Below are 19,714 nucleotides of genomic sequence, written 5' to 3' on the forward strand. Positions count from 1 at the left end.
AAGGGTTGCATCAAAATTTCCGTTGGAAAATTAATAAACCTATTTTTTAATTGTGTAAATATTGAGTTAACGAATTCTAAATATTTACTAAATCTAACTTCGATTTTTTCAAATTTGAGTTAGTGTCTTTTGTGTTTTATTTACTAAAGCAAAAAACCCTTTTAGATAGGCATCCAAAAGGGTTTTAAGTTCAGTTACAACTTATACTTTTGGAATCAGCAGACACAAATACACATAACGGATTTTGAACAAATCATCGATTTGACATTGGACAAGCTCATCTGTTTCTGTTTTAAATGGTTCATAGTATTTGTATTTGTGATTAATATATTTCAAAAAAAAAGCCTCCCGTTTTGTGGGAGGCTTTTGCTATATAATTTTAGATTTAAAATTACGCAACGAACGTCCCACAGGATTTATCCTGAATATGTTTCGACATATTGCATACATTTAATTTCATCTTGCTTTTTCTTTTGTTTGACAAATATCTAAACTTTTATTTAGAAATCCAAATTTTTTTAAAGAATTGACAAACTTTTAGTTCAAAATAGAAATTAGCTGTGCTTTCACTTGCCATTCCTTCCAAATACTTACAGTAAAACGATTAATTCAAAAATTATTGGTTTATAATGAATAATTTTTAAACATATAAATCCAAATCATTCGTGACATTCGAATGTTGAAAAAACTAAATAATAGTATCACACTACAAATTATAGGTATCATTCTTAAATCGAAAGTTTCATCAAAAAATTGATGCGTTATCAAATAAGTGATAATCCCTTCTCCAACTCCCAATGCGTAACTTATAAACATTGCTCCAAAGAAATAACCTGGCTCTTTTTCGAATTTAAAATTACAATGACTGCAATATTCATTCATTTTTGGAAAACCAATACTAAAGAAAAAGCTCTTATCTCTAAAGACTTTTCCTTTGTTGCAATTGGGACATTCATTACTCAAGAGGTGTAAAATAGCATGACTCATAATAGTGTTATTTTCTTTTACAAAATTAGCATTAAAGGATGTAACAAAACTTTCTTATATTCGCTAAAAATAGCACTATAAAGACATTTTTGAATTATGAAAAAGCTTCCTGTTTATCAAATAAAGAAATTCAATTGCAAGTCAGAAGAAAATGATTTGTATGTGAATGATTTTAAATCGCATTTGAAAAACAACGATTTTATTGAAAACTCACACAGCCATAATTTCTATCTTCTGGTTTTATTTACTCACGGAACAGGAACACACACGATTGATTTTGATCAATTTGAAATCAAAACAGGACATCTTTACATTCTAAAACCTGGACAAATACACAGCTGGGAACTTTCTGAAAACATTGACGGATATATCACATTCTATTCACAAGAAGCTTATAATCTTTACTTTGGAAACAAAAAAATTGAAGAATATCCTTTTTACAGAACCTTGAAAAACTCGCCAGAAATAGTATTAAACAAACAGCAACTTATCGAAATCAGAAAATATTTCGAACTTTTGATGGAAGAAAACAAAAAAGAGGAATTTAAAAAACAGGACAAATTATTGAATCTGATAGACATCATTCACGTTGAATTAGCTAGAATATACAATTCGATGAATGATCACATTGTTCATTCGTATAATCTTAAAATTAATGAACTGGAAAATTTAGTTAACCTACATTTCAAAACGGAAAAACTAGCTTCTTTTTACGCTGATAAAATGAATATTAGTCTAAAACATTTGAATAGAATTTGCAAAAACGTGTTAAACATTACTTTAACCGAATTCATTTACAGCAAGATTATTTTAGAAAGCAAACGATTATTATCGGCAAATGAAAAAGTCATTGGCGAAGTGGCAAATGAACTTGGTTTTGAAAATTATTCCTATTTTACTAAAGTTTTCAAAAAACACACCGGATTGACACCACAAAATTTCAAAAAGCAATTGCATTCCTAACACCAATTTGATTATTATTCATTCGCTTCTAAAATTCAAAAAAATCAGGCTATTTTTTCCCTTCAAAAAAAAGTTAAGTTTAATTTGCAATTCAAAATCGTTTCATACCTTTGCAAACGAAAATCAAGAGGAAAAATTTGAACTGATTGCAACCTCGTTAAAAAAATGCTAAAGCAGCAATTCTCCTTTAGTACTATTTACCAGCAATCCTTCTTTTTTCTCGCTTAATTATAAAATCTATATTATTATGGCTTATTTATTTACGTCAGAATCAGTGAGTGAAGGACATCCAGACAAAGTTGCGGATCAAATTTCTGATGCTCTAATTGATAATTTTTTGGCTTTTGATCCAGAATCAAAAGTAGCTTGCGAAACTTTAGTTACCACTGGACAAGTTATTTTGGCTGGTGAAGTGAAATCTGAAACCTATTTAGACGTACAAACTATTGCTAGAGATGTCATCAAAAAAATTGGTTATACTAAAAGTGAATATATGTTTGAAGCCAATTCTTGTGGTGTTCTTTCAGCCATTCACGAACAATCTGCCGATATTAATCAAGGTGTTGACAGAGCTAGCAAAGAAGAGCAAGGAGCTGGTGACCAGGGAATGATGTTTGGTTATGCTACTAATGAAACGGAAAACTATATGCCATTGGCTTTGGATATTGCTCACGCATTATTGATTGAATTGGCAAACCTAAGAAGAGAAGATGCTGAAATCACTTATTTACGTCCAGATGCTAAATCACAAGTAACTTTAGAATATTCAGACGATAACAAACCACAACGAATTGATGCGATTGTAATTTCGACTCAACACGATGATTTCGCTCCAGAAGCTGAAATGTTAGCAAAAATCAAAAATGATTTAATTTCTATTTTGATTCCAAGAATTAAAGCCAAATATCCACAATACGCTCATTTGTTTAATGACCAAATTCAATACCACATTAACCCAACTGGAAAATTTGTTATTGGTGGACCTCACGGAGATACTGGATTGACAGGAAGAAAAATCATTGTAGATACTTACGGTGGAAAAGGAGCTCACGGTGGTGGTGCTTTCTCTGGAAAAGATCCAAGTAAAGTAGATAGAAGTGCGGCTTATGCTACACGTCATATCGCTAAAAATCTTGTTGCAGCTGGAGTTGCTGACGAGATTTTGGTTCAGGTTTCTTACGCTATTGGTGTTGCAAAACCAATGGGAATCTTTGTTGACACTTATGGAACTTCAAAAGTGAATTTGACTAACGGTGAAATTGCCAAAAAAGTAGAGGAAATTTTTGATATGCGTCCTTACTTTATCGAACAACGTTTGAAATTAAGAAATCCAATCTATAGCGAAACTGCTGCTTACGGACACATGGGACGTAAACCAGAAACGGTAACCAAAACTTTCAAAGCGCCAGGAGGAATTGAAAAAACAGTAACTGTTGAATTGTTTACTTGGGAAAAATTAGATTTCGTAGATCAAGTGAAAACTGCTTTTGGGTTATAAAATTTAACCGCAAAGTACACAAAGAAATACCCTGACGAAATTTAATATTTTGTCAGGGTTTTTTATTTGGCTATCTATCTATTTTTATATATTTAGCAGAAAATATCCCAACCAACTATGGCTAAATTTCCTTCTTTACAAAGTGTATTAAATGCTACACTAAAAACTGTTTTAAGATTTCCGTTAGAAACAATAACGACCATTTTCGGAACCATTTGCGCTATTCTCCTTATTCAAAAAGACTATGGAGATACTTCAAAAGAATTTTTATTCAAAGCTATAATGAGTTGCTCGCTATGTTTGGTCTTGTTTCTTTCCATTAGTTTATTTTTCTTCAACTACAAAAAAAACAATCTTCTTCGTTTTTTGACTAGCTCAATCCTAGGAAGCCTAGCCATTGCTTTTGTTTTCAGCTTTAAAAATGACGCTTCAGAAATTGAAATGCAACAGTATTTAGTACTAAACATAGCATTGCATTTACTGGTTTCATTTGCTGGTTTTTTACCCAAAAAATATAATCAAGAAGAATTTTGGGAATTTAACAAGCAACTATTTCTGCGTATATTAACTTCAGGTTTATACACCATTGTCCTTTATTCAGGATTAGCTTTAGCAATTTTGGCGGTCAAAGAATTATTTAAGATTGAATTTGACAATAACATTTATGGTTATTTGTTCTTTGTAATTGCTGGAATTTTCAATACTCTTTTCTTTTTGAATGGTGTTCCAGATACTAATAATCATGAAATACCTTTAAAATTAAGCTATCCTAATGGACTTAAAAACTTTACTCAATATGTTTTATTGCCTTTAATTAGCCTTTATTTAGTTATTTTAATTTGTTATGAAACGAAAATTTTAATTACTCTCTCTTTACCTGTTGGTTGGGTTTCTAACCTTGTTTTGGTATTTGCTATTTTCGGAATTTTATCATTCCTATTAGTACATCCAATAGCTACTGAAACAGGAAATCTTTGGATGCGAACTTTCAATCGCTGGTTTTATTTTTCATTAATCCCTTTGTTAGGGTTACTGTTTTATGCTATTCTATATCGTGTTCAGTTGTATGGATTTACACATGAACGTTATTATGTATTATTATTAGCAATTTGGCTAGTAATTGTTGCGGGTTATTTTTTAATTCAAAAGCAACCTCAAATAAAATTCATTCCTATTAGCATGTGCATTGCAGGATTGTTATCTATTGTTGGCCCTCAAAGTGCGGATAGTATTTCTAAAAACAGTCAACTTTCTAGATTTGAATGGTATATGCAAAAAATTGAAAAAGAAAAACTGAACTTTGAACAGGAAAAAGACTTGAGTAGTATTGTAGATTTTATAGAAGAAAATTATTCTGCAAACATTCTAATTCCTTACACAAAAGACAAATTAACTACATTACTCAAAAAAGACGAAGAGCCAAATTCTTCACAGATCATGGAGGCTTTAGGTCTGACTTACCGCTACAAATCTAATAGAAAAAACAATATTAACACTAGTTTTTATTATAGTTATTACGATGATGAAAATCAAAATATTGAAAACATTCACGACTATGATTTTTCTTGTTTTGTTTCAGATAATAATAATTTAGATTGTGAAAATTGTATAGAAATAGACAAAATCAAATATTCAATAAAATCATTTGAAAAACCTTATGGTTGTAATTTAGAAATTAATCAGGATATAATTCCTTTACGAATTTTTGATTTTGTCAATACTACTAAAGCTTTTGATTATAACAATTCTGATAAAAAAATCACTCAAACAATAGAATTACCCAAATACCGAATTCTAATCACTTATTTAAATATAAATGGAGCAAAAAAAGAAAACAAAAAAACAATAACAAATTACAGACTAAAAGTTATGATTGGAATTAAAAAATAACAATAAATCCATAAAAAATACACTAACGAAATTAATTTTATCAGGGTATTTTTTATGGATTTAATACTTCAAAGTCTAATTAAATATTATACTTCAAAGACAAAATCAAATACCTTGGTTGAACGGTGTATTGCGAAGTTCTGGTAGAGAATTGCGAGAAACTGTCATCATTTATAGATTTGGTATTCAAGAGATTCGTTCCACTAATTTTATATTCGAATTTGCTGTTTTTCTTTTGATAAATTAAACTGGCACTCAAGAAATCATATTGATTATCGACTGTTTTACTGCTGTTGTAATAATGGTAAAATTCGTATTCGGCAACAAACGAAAAGCTGTTCAAAAAGTAGTAATCTAATTTAGCAAAAGGCCTGTCGGTGTAAAAAACACTATTGGCATAATCATTAATTGTTAGATTGTAACCCACTTCTAAATTGGGTAATTTTTTATAATTCGTTGACGCTTTTAAAGTATAACTTTGGGTAAAACTTTCGTTTTCAATCAAGACATTGTTCTGAATGTTATTGAACAAAGACCAATTCAAATTAGCGGAAAATGAAGCTTTATAATTCTTCAGGAAAGAACGTCCATACGAACCGCTTCCTGATAAAGTTTCGTCAGCAAAATCAGAATTATATGGCGCTGAAGACTGATTCACACCATCATAATTTGCTCTGGTTTTTACGGCATCAATACGTTTAGAATAAGTCAAAAATGCCGATATGTTTTCTAAATTATACATATTGTATTTAAAATAACGTAACGAATGCTGACGAGCCGTTGCATTTTCGAGCGTTCGGCTTCCTTTTCGTAGATTATTATAATTAGAAAAAACCAAACCTTCTGCCAATTGATTAATATCGGTAAAACTATTGGTATAGGAGAAATTATAAGTCAATGATTCTGCTTTTTTGATTTGATAAATCGCTAATAAATCAGGCAAAACTCGTGAAAAATTTTGGCTAAAACCAGTTCCTAATTGGTCATTGGTCATATTATAACTATGAATGCTTACTCCTGGCGTGAACGTAAATTTCCCCGTTAAAATCTTGTAATGCAATCCCAAAAAAGCATCGTTAAAATTGTAAGTTACGTCATTTTGATTGGCTGAATTATCCAATTCATTAATGGTTTGATTGTCCAAAATTTGATACATACTGGAATTAAAATTCTGGTACGAATAGGTATCACCTAATGTGATATTGATGTTGCTTGTGGGCGTAAGCATGTAATAATAATCGGCTTTGGCATCTATTTTACTGGTCTTAACAAATCGGTTTTGGGTAATATCATTTCTATTTTGTCCCGAAGTATAACCCACTAAATTAAAGGGTTGCGACTTTAAATTGGCATTATAAAAAGGATCTTCTTCTTGGTACAAATGTTGCATCTCGACCGCGAGAATATTCTTTTCATTTAAGGTATAAAACAAACTCAAATTTTGATTGATTGAAATAGGTTCTTGTTCTTTTGTCGTATTGATAGTTTCAGTTGTTGAAATATTATCCACAATAGATTCTCTAACTAAAGGAGCGTCTTCTTCTTGCTTGGAAATCTTGGCTAAAACATCGTAATCGAACTGAAAATCAGACGATGGTTTGTAACTCGAACTCAACTTAAACATCCCTAAATTACTTTTTTGATGCGCTGCTTCTTTCCGATTTTCGGTAGATTGAATTTCAGAAGAATTGGGTTCTAAAATATTGGTTTGCGAAATGGTTTCTAAATCGGTGAGTGAGGAAGAAATAATTCCAAAACCGCTCAACGTCCACGCTTTATTGACATTATAAGAGAAATTTGCGGCTCCAAATTGGGTTTCAATTTCCTTGGCTCGATTGTTTCTCATCAATGAAATCCCTAAATCATTAGACGTAACGTTAAAACTAGAACCGCCTTTGGACGTTAATCCTCGAAAACCTCCCGTCAGTTTATTATAATCTTGAATAGTTAAAGGCAATTCGCCAATATTATTGAAATTGGTAATCACATTGATACTGTATTTAGGGCTGTAATAAAACAATTTTGGGTTAATTAAATAACGCGTATCCAACATCCCTACTCCAATTCCAGCAGTCAGATCGCCAAACCAGAAATTCTTTTTTCCTGATTTCAATTTGATGTTCATCGCTACATTGTCTTGGTTGTTTTCGACCCCTTTCAGAATTGAATTTTCGTTGAAATTACGCAACACTTGAATTTTATCAATCGCATCTGCAGGAATATTTTTTACTCCTAATTTGGTATCGCCATCAAAAAAATCTTTGCCTTCGACCATTAATTTGGTTACTTTTTTACCTTCTACTTCAATTTCACCATCGGCATTTACTTCAACTCCAGGTAATTTTTTCAGGACATCTTCCAGCTTTCGTTCCGTACCCGATTTAAAAGAATCGGCATTGTACACAATCGTATCGCCTTTGATAGAAACGGGCATTTCACGAACAATTTCTACTCCATCCAACTCAACAGCTCCATCTTGCAGGGCAATATTTTTATTGATATTAGTAGTAGCCGTAACAACTTCTACCTGCGTGCTTTGCATTCCCAAAAAACTCACGCTAATAGTGTAAGTTGAATTGACTTTCAAATCGAGGAAATATTTCCCTTTTTCGTTGGTTATCGCATAAGAATCCATGGCTTTCGTGACTTTATTTACCGCCATCACATTGACCATTTCCAGTCCTGTGTTTTTAGAATCGGTGATAAGACCTTCCATTCGTATGGTTTGTGAAAAAGAAAGCGAACTGATAAGCAATAAGGCAATTGTATAAATATGTTTCATTTGGATTTTTTAATGATTTTGAAAATGAATTGGATTTTGTTAAGGTCTTCCCATTCCTCCAGGCCCTCCATTTCCGCCAGGTCTTTGATTCATTTCACGAAATTCCTGCATTTTTTTCACCACCAATTCATCATAGTCTTTTTGTGAAATTTGTTTCCCTTTAGCAACTGGTTTTATCACTGCTTTCTCTTTAGGATTCAACACAATTTTAGAACATAAAATAACTGTTTTTCCATCGTTTACTTCCAAAATTAATCCTGGCAAACCCCAATAACCTTCTGGCCCTTGGTTTACTGGAATTTCTGGTGTGTACCAAACGGTAATTATTTCTACTTTTGGAGCACTAATTTGATCCGTAAAATTCGTTTTGGTAGTAGCCTCTTTTTTTACAGCAGGTGTTTCTTCTTTTCTAGGGGCAAAATTTCTAAAATCGGCAGCACTTACAGGGCGAACAGCGGTGGCTTTAAAACAATTATAACCACCAATAATGCGGCTTTCACCTTCTAATTTCCATTTCAAATTAGGCAATGAATCTTTGATTAAAAATTCTTTGCTCATAAATTCTTTGTCAACCGTATAAGTTTTCTCTTTGATGTTTTTATAATAGGTTCCGCCAGCGCCCATCATAGAACCCATCATTCGCATTCCGCCACCTTGTTGAGTTGGTGCATCGAGTTTTACTTCCTCCTTATAAATCGAAGCCGTTTTATCAAAATTCAGAATGAATCTTTTTTCGAACATCGATTTCATACGCTCCTCCATCATCTTCATTCGTTCTGGAGTCATATCTTTATTTCCTGCCATTCGTTCCTTGAATTCAGCTGTACTTGTTTTGGACTCATAAACCGCCACTCCTTGAAATTCCTGCGCTTGAAGTCCTAAATGGACTGCAATTAATAATGCTATTGAAAAAATAATTTTAGACATAATTTTTGTTTTTTTTGATATTAAGAAGTAGTCTATTCCTAAAGGAATTTGTTACATTTTTATATTAAACGTAAGACTGCATTTGCTGTAAAGAGTTTAATCACAAACTGTATTTACCCTAATCAAAAGTAGAATTAATAAATTCAATAGTGAAATTTAATATACAAGTTCCTCAAACCCATAGACCATTTCTATTTTTAGGCAGATGAATTTAAAATTTTGATTGTCATCAAAAAAAGCATTTGTTTTAAAACAAAATACACATTAAATGCAAAAATATGCCAAAGATTCGCAGATTTTCACAGCATAAATCAGATGAAATTAACGCAGATTTTTAAATTAGAGAAACAAAACATCTCTTTTCATTTTTAAAATCTGCGAATCTGCGGTGGAATTTTAACAATGAATGTCCTGACATTAAAAAATATCTGTCACTAGCAATTCTATTTTTTGTAATTTGGTGCGCTGATGAAAAAACTGCTTCCAATATTCTTTATTTGTTTATTGACTGTATCTTACGGACAAGATAAAACCTATCTTGCTACAAAAATAGATACTACTTTGCTCACCGCAAATCGATTTTTGGGATACGATCAGTTTGGATTTTATTATTCAATAAAAAACAATGTGTTGTTTAAAGATAAAAAAAACGAACACTTTGAATACAAAAATATTGCACTCGGAAAACCAACAAAAATAGACATTCAAAATCCATTGAAAATCATGCTTTTTTATGAAAATTTCAATACCGTTGTGTTATTGGACAACCAATTGAGTGAAACACAAAGAATAAATCTTTCGGAAAATGGAATCCCAATAATGGCATCTGCTATAGGAATTGCATCTCAAAACAGACTTTGGATTTACAATAGTTTGACTCAAGAAATTGGACTTTTTGATTACATGAAAAACACTTTTAAGTCTATAACTCCAGCTTTTCAAGGGAATTTAAAATACTACGAATCTGATTTCAATACGTTTCAATGGATAGACAACAAACTGAATTGGTATTCCTGTGATGTCTTTGGAAAAATCACAAGTCTTGGAAAACTAACCGATTTTGACGGCATACAAATCATTTCAAACCAATACATTCTCTTTTCAAAAGAAGACAAATTATACCTCCAGGATTCAAAAAATAGCCGTATTTCCGAGATTGAAAATGTGGAAAAATCATTTCAAAATTTCTACTACAAAGACCAAATTTTGTCTATTTTTACCACCCAAGGAATTACAAATTATAAAATCTCAATACCGTAATGCACATAGCAGTAGCAGGAAACATAGGCGCAGGAAAAACAACTTTAACCCGATTGTTGGCGAAACATTTTAAGTGGGAACCTCATTTTGAAGACGTGGTTGACAATCCTTATTTGGATGATTTCTATCATCAAATGGAGCGTTGGTCTTTTAATTTGCAGATTTATTTCCTTAACAGTCGTTTTCGCCAAGTGATTCAAATTCGGGAAAGTGGCAAAAAAATTATTCAGGATAGAACTATTTATGAAGATGCTCACATTTTTGCGCCCAATCTTCACGCTATGGGGTTGATGACCAATCGTGATTTTCAGAATTATTCTTCCCTTTTTGAATTGATGGAATCGACGGTAAAACCACCCGATATGCTGATTTATTTAAGGAGTTCTATTCCTAATTTGGTAGGGCAAATTCATAAGCGTGGTCGCGAATATGAGAACACCATTTCCATCGATTACCTCAACCGCCTAAACGAGCGTTACGAAGCTTGGATCCAAACGTACACCAAAGGAAAATTACTAATCATCGATGTGGACAACATTAATTTCGTTGACAATCCCGAAGATTTAGGAATGATTATCAATAAAATTGATGCGGAATTAAATGGGTTGTTTTAGATTCAATTACGATATAAAAATTACGAATTACGATATAAAAATGCCTCTCAAAATTGAGAGGCATTTTTTGTTTTATAATTGCTGATTGATATATTCATTGGCAACTTCTTCATTTTCTTCAATAGCTATTTCTACAGCTCGCTTGGCAACTTCTAATAAATGTTCGCTTTGTTTTTTTAATAAAAAGCTCTTTTCTATTAGTTGTGCAATCTTGGTTTGAATGTTTTTATCGAACTTTGGTATAAAAATTTCTTTAATATCAGTTGCAGAAATATTAGTTTGAACTCCGCCAGTTCCTATCCTTTCTAATTGCTTAAATCCTATCGCAGAATTTATTATTAAAGACAAAACCTCCGAATCAAAATCTTTAGGAGTAAATCTCATTATTCTCTGATTTACGACTGCTTTTATTCCCTTTGGAACTCTACAAGAATTACCAATCGTTCCTGACATTGAAATTAAAATATCGTTTTCAATTGCAATATCCTTTTCACTTAACTTAATATCTGTAAAAGGAATATTGGTTGCATGTAACAAATTTAAACTTCCTTTTGAAATATTATTTATCCTAATTAATGGTATTCCTTGTTCGCAATAAGTTTCGCTTTTAAAAGGAAATCCAGTTGAATAATTATTCATAAAAGTATTTAAAACTGAAAATCCATTTTTATACGATTTAATCTTATCGATAACAACTTCATATTTCTTTTGATAATATTCAGCATCTAATCTTCCTGTTGTTCCAAAACTATCTTTAAACGATTTGACGTTTACGTTTTCAAACCTGTCAGAGTTTTGAACTATGACAGGGTTCGTTGTAGCATCTAGCCTTATTTCTTTGAGTAAAATTACTTCTGCCTGCGAATAGGTAATTTGAGATTGTTTCCGTTTTATATGTGACAATTTAACAATTTCTGCAATCCTATTTTGAAAATTTATTTCAACAAATGGAATTTTAACTTTGGATAAAACATCTAAATTTATTCTTTCTTGAACTCCTCCATTTTTTTGTCTGTCAATTTGTAATTGACCAAAATTTGTACTCAAATAAGTAAATAAATAATATGGATTAATACCCTTAATATCTTTTATAATTGCAACTGCTCTATTTGCTAAAGTTGGTTTAAAACCCTTTGGAGTTATTGCAATATCTCCAACACTTCCCATGATTGATAAAATAATATTTTCTTCTTTAATGTGTGAACGCTTATTTTTTTCAAAATATTCCTTACTTATAAAAACTGGATTATTATCTTCTATGAAATGGCTTTTAATATCTTTTGCTTGTAAATATCTAATTTCATTAATTTGATTATCTGGAAATTTTGAATGATCTCCATCAGATACTTTTGCATAGCTTGAAATTTTATCGGATTTTCTTTCTATTAAAAATTCATCAAAACGCAAATATTTTTTCCTGAAATATTCACTATCCGCTCTAAAATCCAAATTATTAATTAAAACATTACTTAAATTCATAACACTAATCTCAAGCCCTTCCAACAAATCTTTATATCGGATTTCATTAAAAGGGCTTAATCCTTTCCCACAAAAGAAAGTTGCTCTTTTTTAGCAAATTCAATAAAGACTTCTGCTATTCCATCTTTAGTCATTCCATCATGGTTAAACAAATCATGTTTCACAATTAAATGTCCATGACTGTCTAATAAATACTCTTCGAGATTTTGAGGTAATTCATTGTAATGATCTACTGGTTCTGCTACATAATTTAAACCTGTCAGATTTTCAGAATCTATCTGTTTTGTAGCATTAGGATAGTCTTTCTTTTTTACAAATATCTTTTCTCCACTATTGTCTTTACTTGGCTCTTGCATAGTGGCAAAAAAGATAGGGTAATCATCTACTTTTGGACACAAAATTGCATCCCATTTTTGAAGAAACAATACACTTGTTTTTGTTCCAGTGTGTGGTTTAAAAACATTGCCATGTAATCCAACAACGGAAAGTATTCTACAATGTTCCGCAATAAAATCTCTAATATTCTTGTCGCTACTATTGTTAAATCTTCCTTGTGGTAAAACTACTGCCATTCTTCCGCCTGGTTTCAAAAAATCAAGATTGCGTTCAATAAATAAAATATCTCTGCCTACAGCTGTTTGATATTTACCATTTGGCTTTTTGCCCAATTCATATTTTGATAATATTCGGGTTTCTTTTATATCTCCAGCAAATGGAGGGTTTGCCATCAAAATATCAAATTGAAAATCTTGACAATTATAACGTTGCGTTTCCTTTATATAAACTTTACCATTCTTTTCTTCTTCATTTGTAACCGTTTCTGCTTTTGGATTTTTTAATAATTTTCTTAAATTTTTCCAACCGTTTCCATAAACATCACTCCAATTATTGTCGTTATAATTATCGTCCCAACGTTCCCAATCTAATGTATTTAAATGCAAAACATTTGTTTGACCATCCCCGGCAATTAAATTCAAAGTTCTTGAAACACGAACCGCTTTTTCATCAAAATCTATTGCAAAAACTTTTTCTTTTACATAATCAGTTTGTTCAGGTAATTTTTCTTCAGCTGTAAACAAATGACTTTTAGACAATCCTCTGGCTTCTAACTGTTTTTCCCAAACGTGAAAAATAGAATGCACAGGAAAACCACAACTTCCTGCCGCTGTATCAATTATTGTTTCTTCTGCTTTTGGGTCAAGCATTTTTACACACAAATCAATTACATATCTTGGTGTAAAATATTGTCCTTTTTCCCCTTTACTGCTTTTATTAATCAAATATTCAAAAGCTTCATCCACAACATCAAGATTAGAATTAAAAAGCTTGATACTTTCCAACGAAGAAATACAAATTGCTAAATGCGACGGCGTTAAATTAATTTTAGAGCTATCTGTAAAAACTCCTTCCCATTTAGATTTCGCACTTTCAAAAAGCTTTTGGATTTTATTTCTTAATTCCGTTTCGGTTTCACCATAGTTTCTATATTCTAAAAATCTTCCTTTGTTTCTTGTACTTTCTAATTCATCGTATAATTTAGTAAATATTAACTGGAATAATTCTTCAAAAACATCAACTCCTGCATTAGCTAAAACCTCATCTTCCATTTCTAAAATCAAATCTTTCAACGATTTTCGTTCGTTAACCAATTTATCTTTAGCAATTAAGTCGTCAATTGTCCATCTTTCGGTTAGAACATCTGTCAGTTTTTGCGATGCTTTTGGAATTTCTGGAATGTCTTTGAAATAATTAGGATCTCTTCTATTATAAAATGAAATACTATCTCCATTGCTCCAAATACCAATTGGAGCACCAGTAGCATTACAATATGATTTCAATTGTTCTTTACCGTCTTTGAGTTTTGGCTTCTTCAATTCTACCATAATATTTACGGCGGTCGTATTTTGCTTGTCAAAAATAACAATGTCAGCTCGTTTTTTTTCTCTTCCAAAACTAACTGAATATTCCAATTCCATTCGTTCAAATGGATATTCATATTCTTCATTCAAAACCATTAAATACAATTGCCGAACAGCTTCTTCGGGAGTTAATTTTATTTCTTTTTTGCGAACCAAACAAATGCAATAAGGCACAGAAATCCCTTTATTATCTTTAATAATCAAACTGTTTTCCAGTTTTGTTATTTGTTCTTCTTTAAATTGAGTGAGCTTGTAATTTGAATCCTTTAGAATATCGGTAAGTTTCATGTTTTTGTTGGAGTAACAAAAAAGAAGCGCAGGCTAATTGCATTTACTTGTCTACTGAGGTGGTCGAATACCTAATCCACAAAGTAAAGCAACGCCCACGCCTATGGCATGAACGTTAACTTAAACTCTCCTGTGGATTTATGAAATTTTCGACCTTTCAGTAAACAGGAATTTTCGCTAAACGCTAATTTTTATATGTTGTTATTATCTATTTATTTTTTCAAAATTGATTTTAGTTATTTTAGCAAATATAGTTTTTTTGAAATTTATAAAACTTGATTCTAAAATTGTTTTTAAGTCTTTAAATCGAAATATTTAGGTGCTGTAAAATTATTTTCAATTGAAAATTTCTAAATAAACCATACATTTGCAGTCCTTTAACAAAGAATATTGAAATATTTCTTTATATTTACTTATGTTTAGACGAATAAATAACGACAAAATCGGGAATGTTTTAAACTATTTTGCGTCGCAAATAGATTATTTATCGATGACCAAAACGTTGAAACTGCTTTATATTCTTGACGAAACTTCCATCAAGGAAACAGGAAGTCCTGTAACTTGGCTAGACTATAAAGTTTGGGAAAATGGTCCTGTCGCCATAGACGTTTACAATGAAATCAAACATCAGGAAGTTTTTTGTTACCAAGGAAAAGAGTTATCCTTATTGCAATCCATTCAATTAGAGAAAAAATTCAACGCCGACAGAAATTCAGAGGAAGTATTCTTGAAACCTAATGGTAATTTCGACGAAAGTATCTTCAATAGATATGAACTGAAATTATTAGAAACTATTGTTTTTAAATATGGAAATTGGAATGCTACTCAATTAATTAACTTTCTACACGAAGAAGGTTCTCTCTGGCACAAAATGGTTTCAGAACATAATTTGAAAGACCATTTCAAACAAATAGGAAAAATCACAAATCACTCAATTGAATTCAATGATTTGTTGGAAAATAATCCTGTTTTACAGATGGCGGCAAAATCTTCATTTGAAGCCTTATCTTTTCAGGAAAGCATAAGCTAAATTTGATATGCTTGACGAAATTTTACAACAAGGACATTTAGTATTAATTGAAGATTATCAATTTCAGGATGGAAATGGTAGTAAAGATAAATTCTTGATTGTATTAAATCGTAATGATGAATTTGCTTATGTAATTCACACATTGACCACTTCGCAAAACAAATTGAATTTACCATCTGACAATTTTGGCTGTTTAGTTGCTGCCAATATTCCGTATTTTTTCATTCAAAAAGAGGTTGAACTTGGTAAAAATAAATTTAGTTTTAGTAAAGATACTTTTATCTTTTTTAGGAATAATGTTCGCAAGGAAAATCTATCTTCTTTTTTGAAATACAACGAAACCAATCTTGTCCTGAAAGAAAAACTATCCAATTCATTTTTGAAAAGACTTTTGAAATGTATGTTGAAATCGGACTTTATCGATTTGAATATTGAAAAGGAATTAATTGAAATTAAAAATAAACTTTAACCAAAACACCTCATTACAAAAAAATTGCAATGAGGTGTTTTTTTATCTCTAAACCTTTGTCAAAGTTTGAACTTTGACAAAGGTTTCAGGGCTATTTCAAAGTTTCTAATTTAGCTTTCACTTCTTCTAGCGAACCTTCTATAACTTTTTCTTCTCCGTTAGGATTGTTAATTTTGACTTTAATCTTTTTATCGTATTTTGAAGTATCTAAACAATCTGTTTTTTGATTATTGTATTTTCCATTGGCATCATACATAGACAAACATTTTTCAGTACAAGCTTGAGAACAACCATTTTCTTTGCACATTTTAGCACATTCGTCTTTGGTCATTGTCGCCATTTTTGCAGGATCGCATTTTCCTTCACCGCATATCATTTCAGTTTTGTTTTTATCTAAACAACAAGAAGCAACAGCTGCATCAGAATGTCCATTTCCTAAAATTGGAGCAATTACCAATCCAATCAAGCAAGTTAATTTAATCAAAATATTCATAGATGGTCCAGAAGTATCTTTGAACGGATCACCAACAGTATCGCCAGTTACAGCTGCCTTGTGCGCATCAGAACCTTTGTATGTCATTTCGCCGTTAATCAAAACTCCAGCTTCAAACGATTTTTTGGCATTGTCCCAAGCACCACCCGCATTATTTTGAAAAATAGCCCAAAGCACGCCCGATACCGTAACTCCAGCCATATAACCACCCAACATTTCAGCAATTAATTGATTGTTATCGGTATAAACTAATTTCCCTAAAAGCACAATAGCAATGGGAAAACCGATAGTTAAAACACCCGGCAACATCATTTCACGCAAAGCCGCTTTGGTTGAAATATCTACACATTTAGCATATTCTGGTTTTCCAGTTCCTTCCATAATTCCAGGAATTTCTTTGAACTGACGACGCACTTCATAGACCATATCCATAGCAGCTTTTCCAACAGAATTCATCGCCAAGGCAGAGAAAACTACAGGAATCATTCCACCCACAAACAACATGGCTAAAACAGGCGCTTTGAAAATATTAATCCCGTCAATTCCTGTGAAAGTTACATAAGCCGCAAATAAAGCTAAAGAAGTTAAAGCAGCCGAAGCGATAGCAAATCCTTTTCCAGTAGCGGCTGTTGTGTTTCCAACAGAATCTAAAATATCGGTACGAGTTCGCACTTCTTTTGGCAATTCGCTCATTTCGGCAATTCCACCAGCGTTGTCTGATATGGGACCAAAAGCATCAATGGCTAGTTGCATGGCAGTTGTAGCCATCATCGCAGAAGCGGCCAAAGCCACACCATAAAAACCTGCAAAAGCATAGGAAGTCCAAATAGCAGCAGCGAATAACAATACTGTTGGAAACGTAGAAATCATTCCCGTGGCCAAACCAGCAATTACATTAGTTGCTGATCCTGTTGATGATTTTTGAACAATAGCCAAGACAGGTTTTGTTCCCAAACCTGTATAATATTCGGTTACAGATGAAATAACTGCACCCACAACTAATCCAACTATTGTGGCGTAAAAAACGCGCATCGAAGAAATTTCTTGAACGCCTTCGCCAAAGAAACTCATTTGCATCGTTTCGGGCAACATGTATTGCACCAAGAAATAACAAGCGACAGCAGTTAAGAGAATAGAAACCCAGTTCCCCACATTCAACGCACCTTGCACTTGTTTTTCTTTGGCATCGTTATTGGAAATTTTAACCAACATAGTTCCAATGATAGAAAACAATATTCCAAAACCAGCAATTGCCATTGGCAATAAAATAGGCCCTATTCCACCGAAAGCGTCTTGAATATTACCGCCCATATCTTTGATAACATAATTCCCCAAAACCATTGCTGCAAGAACTGTTGCTACATAAGAACCAAATAAATCGGCTCCCATTCCAGCAACATCACCTACATTATCACCTACATTATCGGCAATTGTAGCTGGATTTCTAGGATCGTCTTCTGGAATTCCTGCTTCTACTTTACCCACTAAATCAGCTCCCACATCGGCAGCTTTAGTATAAATTCCACCACCTACACGAGCAAATAGAGCAATAGATTCGGCACCAAGAGAAAATCCTGCTAAAGTTTCTAAAACAATGGTCATGTCTTCAGTTGAAGTCCAAACACCATTCATGAAAATATTAAAAAAAAGTATAAAGAAAGAAGTCAAGCCTAAAACAGCCAAACCTGCAACACCCAATCCCATTACGGTTCCTCCACCAAAAGAAACTTTCAGTGCTTGAGGCAAACTCGTACGTGCTGCTTGCGTGGTTCTAACATTGGTTTTTGTTGCGATTTTCATTCCCATATTTCCTGCCAAAGCCGAGAAAAAAGCCCCAAAAACAAAAGCAACTACGATTAACAAATGAGTTGAAGCTCCGGGTAAAAAAGTAATTCCGGCTAAAACAATACTGGCAAGAACGACAAATACGGTCAACAATCTGTATTCTGCTTTGAGGAAAGCTAATGCGCCTTCGTAAATGTGATTTGATATTTCCTGCATCTTTCCATCGCCTGCATCTTGTTTTAAAACCCAAGCTCTTTTGAAAGCCATAAAGGCCAATCCAATCAATGCCATAATTATTGGCACATAAATCATTATTGTATTCATAAACGTTAATTCTGGTTAGTTATTAATAGAGAACGAGACGAATTTAAACAAAAAAGCAATACTCTTGACAGAATACTGCTTTTTTAATAAAAAACTTATGTTTTTATTATCTTTTAATTACTTTGGTTGTTGTATTTCCTTTTTCTGCATTTACTTTAAAGAAATAGATTCCAGAAGACAATTGATCTATACTGATTGTATTGGAAGTTTTGTCCAATTTTTGGCTAAACAATTTTCTGCCCTTATTATCCGAAACTTCTAAATTGGCATTCTCTAATTCTTCCAAATCAATTGTAACTTGGTTCGTTGCTGGATTAGGATAAATAATTGGTTTTGCATTAACTTCAAAATCGTTTATGCCTAAACTTGGCGTACTTACTTTGATTGAATTAATACTATGATTAGTTGCTGATTGATTTCCAACATATCCACCAGAAGTGATGTAAAAACGCACCTCATCTACATTATTGAATGCATCTGGCAAAATAATTGTCATAGGAGTATAACTAGCACTATATCCATTAAAAGTAGTCGAAGCAACTTCAGTTCCATTTCTAAATCCTTTTACAGTATTTGTAAAGGCAGCTGACTCTCCCCAATTTAAATAAACAAATTGATTGAGATCAAACTCACTTCCACTAACCGATTTTATTGCCATTCCTTTTGAACCTGCATTATTTTGATTGGTTACTCCAGTATAAGTACCCGAACCAAAAAAACCAATACCTTGCCATGATAAAGGAGTTGCGAATGTTCCGTTTACATCTGAAATATTATAAATCTGAATATCAATATCGGATATATTCACTGAACCTCCATCGCCATCCGTAGCTCTATTATCAGAGGATATATTTAGATCGCTTATAAATGTTAAAGTTGGTGCTGATGCAAGATTTTGTGCCGAAGCAAATTCAAAAGAAGAAATTGCCATTAAAATAAAAAAGTAGTTTTTCATCATAGTAATAAGGGGTTTAGTTATATTTCAAAAAAAAACTTCTAAAAGTAT

Annotated in this window: 14 protein-coding genes; 7 read left to right on the forward strand and 7 right to left on the reverse strand. The window is 32.1% G+C overall.

The window, feature by feature from the left end; translation table 11 throughout:
- Window positions 1-624: 624 nt before the first annotated feature.
- Window positions 625-987, reverse strand: coding sequence for a DUF983 domain-containing protein (locus tag OZP15_RS16090; RefSeq protein ID WP_269226437.1), 363 nt, complete (start codon window positions 985-987; stop codon window positions 625-627).
- 96 nt (window positions 988-1,083) lie between these two features.
- Here OZP15_RS16090 and OZP15_RS16095 point away from each other — a divergent pair, with 96 nt between their 5' ends.
- From OZP15_RS16095 to OZP15_RS16105, 3 genes are all read left to right on the forward strand, one after another.
- Window positions 1,084-1,950 carry a helix-turn-helix domain-containing protein gene (locus OZP15_RS16095; RefSeq protein ID WP_269226438.1) on the forward strand — a complete coding sequence of 289 codons (867 nt, stop codon included), beginning with the start codon at window positions 1,084-1,086 and terminating at the stop codon, window positions 1,948-1,950.
- A gap of 247 nt (window positions 1,951-2,197) precedes the next feature.
- The gene (gene metK / locus OZP15_RS16100; protein ID WP_281336633.1) at window positions 2,198-3,448 is read left to right on the forward strand and encodes a methionine adenosyltransferase; all 1,251 of its coding nucleotides are present in this window, start codon (window positions 2,198-2,200) and stop codon (window positions 3,446-3,448) included.
- A gap of 117 nt (window positions 3,449-3,565) precedes the next feature.
- A complete protein-coding gene (locus tag OZP15_RS16105; RefSeq protein WP_281336634.1) occupies window positions 3,566-5,338 on the forward strand; it encodes a DUF4153 domain-containing protein in 1,773 nt (590 codons plus the stop codon).
- Window positions 5,339-5,417: 79 nt separating this feature from the next.
- Here OZP15_RS16105 and OZP15_RS16110 read toward each other — a convergent pair whose 3' ends face one another.
- Together OZP15_RS16110 and OZP15_RS16115 are read right to left on the reverse strand one after the other, a co-directional pair.
- Entirely contained in the window at window positions 5,418-8,120 is a 2,703-nt protein-coding gene (locus OZP15_RS16110) for a carboxypeptidase regulatory-like domain-containing protein (RefSeq protein ID WP_281336635.1), read from the reverse strand.
- Window positions 8,121-8,159: 39 nt separating this feature from the next.
- On the reverse strand, window positions 8,160-9,047 hold the full coding sequence (locus OZP15_RS16115) for a GLPGLI family protein (RefSeq protein WP_281336636.1): 888 nt from the start codon (window positions 9,045-9,047) through the stop codon (window positions 8,160-8,162).
- A gap of 468 nt (window positions 9,048-9,515) precedes the next feature.
- On the opposite strand from OZP15_RS16115, the gene OZP15_RS16120 reads away from it, so the two are divergent.
- Window positions 9,516-10,307 (forward strand): hypothetical protein, encoded by a 792-nt coding sequence (locus tag OZP15_RS16120; protein WP_281336637.1) that lies wholly within the window; start codon window positions 9,516-9,518, stop codon window positions 10,305-10,307.
- Window positions 10,307-10,921, forward strand: a complete 615-nt coding sequence (locus tag OZP15_RS16125; RefSeq protein WP_269226443.1) for a deoxynucleoside kinase — start codon at window positions 10,307-10,309, stop codon at window positions 10,919-10,921. Before OZP15_RS16120 ends, OZP15_RS16125 begins: the two co-directional genes overlap by 1 nt.
- A 72-nt stretch (window positions 10,922-10,993) precedes the next feature.
- Here OZP15_RS16125 and OZP15_RS16130 read toward each other — a convergent pair whose 3' ends face one another.
- Complete coding sequence (locus OZP15_RS16130; RefSeq protein WP_281336638.1) at window positions 10,994-12,400, reverse strand: restriction endonuclease subunit S; 1,407 nt, start codon at window positions 12,398-12,400, stop codon at window positions 10,994-10,996.
- A gap of 56 nt (window positions 12,401-12,456) precedes the next feature.
- Window positions 12,457-14,607, reverse strand: a complete 2,151-nt coding sequence (locus OZP15_RS16135; protein WP_281336639.1) for a type I restriction-modification system subunit M — start codon at window positions 14,605-14,607, stop codon at window positions 12,457-12,459.
- A gap of 415 nt (window positions 14,608-15,022) precedes the next feature.
- Between OZP15_RS16135 and OZP15_RS16140 the strand changes: the two genes are divergently transcribed.
- A complete protein-coding gene (locus OZP15_RS16140) occupies window positions 15,023-15,637 on the forward strand; it encodes a Panacea domain-containing protein (RefSeq protein ID WP_269226447.1) in 615 nt (204 codons plus the stop codon).
- Window positions 15,638-15,644: 7 nt separating this feature from the next.
- Window positions 15,645-16,106, forward strand: coding sequence for a hypothetical protein (locus OZP15_RS16145; RefSeq protein WP_269226448.1), 462 nt, complete (start codon window positions 15,645-15,647; stop codon window positions 16,104-16,106).
- A gap of 91 nt (window positions 16,107-16,197) precedes the next feature.
- Here OZP15_RS16145 and OZP15_RS16150 read toward each other — a convergent pair whose 3' ends face one another.
- Both OZP15_RS16150 and OZP15_RS16155 read right to left on the reverse strand, forming a co-directional pair.
- Window positions 16,198-18,708: a sodium-translocating pyrophosphatase gene (locus OZP15_RS16150; RefSeq protein ID WP_281336640.1), complete on the reverse strand. Its 2,511-nt coding sequence runs from the start codon at window positions 18,706-18,708 to the stop codon at window positions 16,198-16,200.
- Between the two features lie 106 nt (window positions 18,709-18,814).
- The gene (locus tag OZP15_RS16155) at window positions 18,815-19,666 is read right to left on the reverse strand and encodes a T9SS type A sorting domain-containing protein (protein WP_269226449.1); all 852 of its coding nucleotides are present in this window, start codon (window positions 19,664-19,666) and stop codon (window positions 18,815-18,817) included.
- Window positions 19,667-19,714 lie beyond the last annotated feature (48 nt).

Origin of the sequence: Flavobacterium eburneipallidum, assembly GCF_027111355.2 — a bacterium.
Lineage (GTDB): Bacteria > Bacteroidota > Bacteroidia > Flavobacteriales > Flavobacteriaceae > Flavobacterium > Flavobacterium eburneipallidum.

Bases quoted from the DNA above. Each gene is read 5' to 3' on its own strand.
- OZP15_RS16090 (WP_269226437.1), bottom strand. From the start codon at position 987: ATGAGTCATGCTATTTTACACCTCTTGAGTAATGAATGTCCCAATTGC.
- OZP15_RS16095 (WP_269226438.1), top strand. From the start codon at position 1,084: ATGAAAAAGCTTCCTGTTTATCAAATAAAGAAATTCAATTGCAAGTCA.
- metK (WP_281336633.1), top strand. From the start codon at position 2,198: ATGGCTTATTTATTTACGTCAGAATCAGTGAGTGAAGGACATCCAGAC.
- OZP15_RS16105 (WP_281336634.1), top strand. From the start codon at position 3,566: ATGGCTAAATTTCCTTCTTTACAAAGTGTATTAAATGCTACACTAAAA.
- OZP15_RS16110 (WP_281336635.1), bottom strand. From the start codon at position 8,120: ATGAAACATATTTATACAATTGCCTTATTGCTTATCAGTTCGCTTTCT.
- OZP15_RS16115 (WP_281336636.1), bottom strand. From the start codon at position 9,047: ATGTCTAAAATTATTTTTTCAATAGCATTATTAATTGCAGTCCATTTA.
- OZP15_RS16120 (WP_281336637.1), top strand. From the start codon at position 9,516: ATGAAAAAACTGCTTCCAATATTCTTTATTTGTTTATTGACTGTATCT.
- OZP15_RS16125 (WP_269226443.1), top strand. From the start codon at position 10,307: ATGCACATAGCAGTAGCAGGAAACATAGGCGCAGGAAAAACAACTTTA.
- OZP15_RS16130 (WP_281336638.1), bottom strand. From the start codon at position 12,400: ATGAATTTAAGTAATGTTTTAATTAATAATTTGGATTTTAGAGCGGAT.
- OZP15_RS16135 (WP_281336639.1), bottom strand. From the start codon at position 14,607: ATGAAACTTACCGATATTCTAAAGGATTCAAATTACAAGCTCACTCAA.
- OZP15_RS16140 (WP_269226447.1), top strand. From the start codon at position 15,023: ATGTTTAGACGAATAAATAACGACAAAATCGGGAATGTTTTAAACTAT.
- OZP15_RS16145 (WP_269226448.1), top strand. From the start codon at position 15,645: ATGCTTGACGAAATTTTACAACAAGGACATTTAGTATTAATTGAAGAT.
- OZP15_RS16150 (WP_281336640.1), bottom strand. From the start codon at position 18,708: ATGAATACAATAATGATTTATGTGCCAATAATTATGGCATTGATTGGA.
- OZP15_RS16155 (WP_269226449.1), bottom strand. From the start codon at position 19,666: ATGATGAAAAACTACTTTTTTATTTTAATGGCAATTTCTTCTTTTGAA.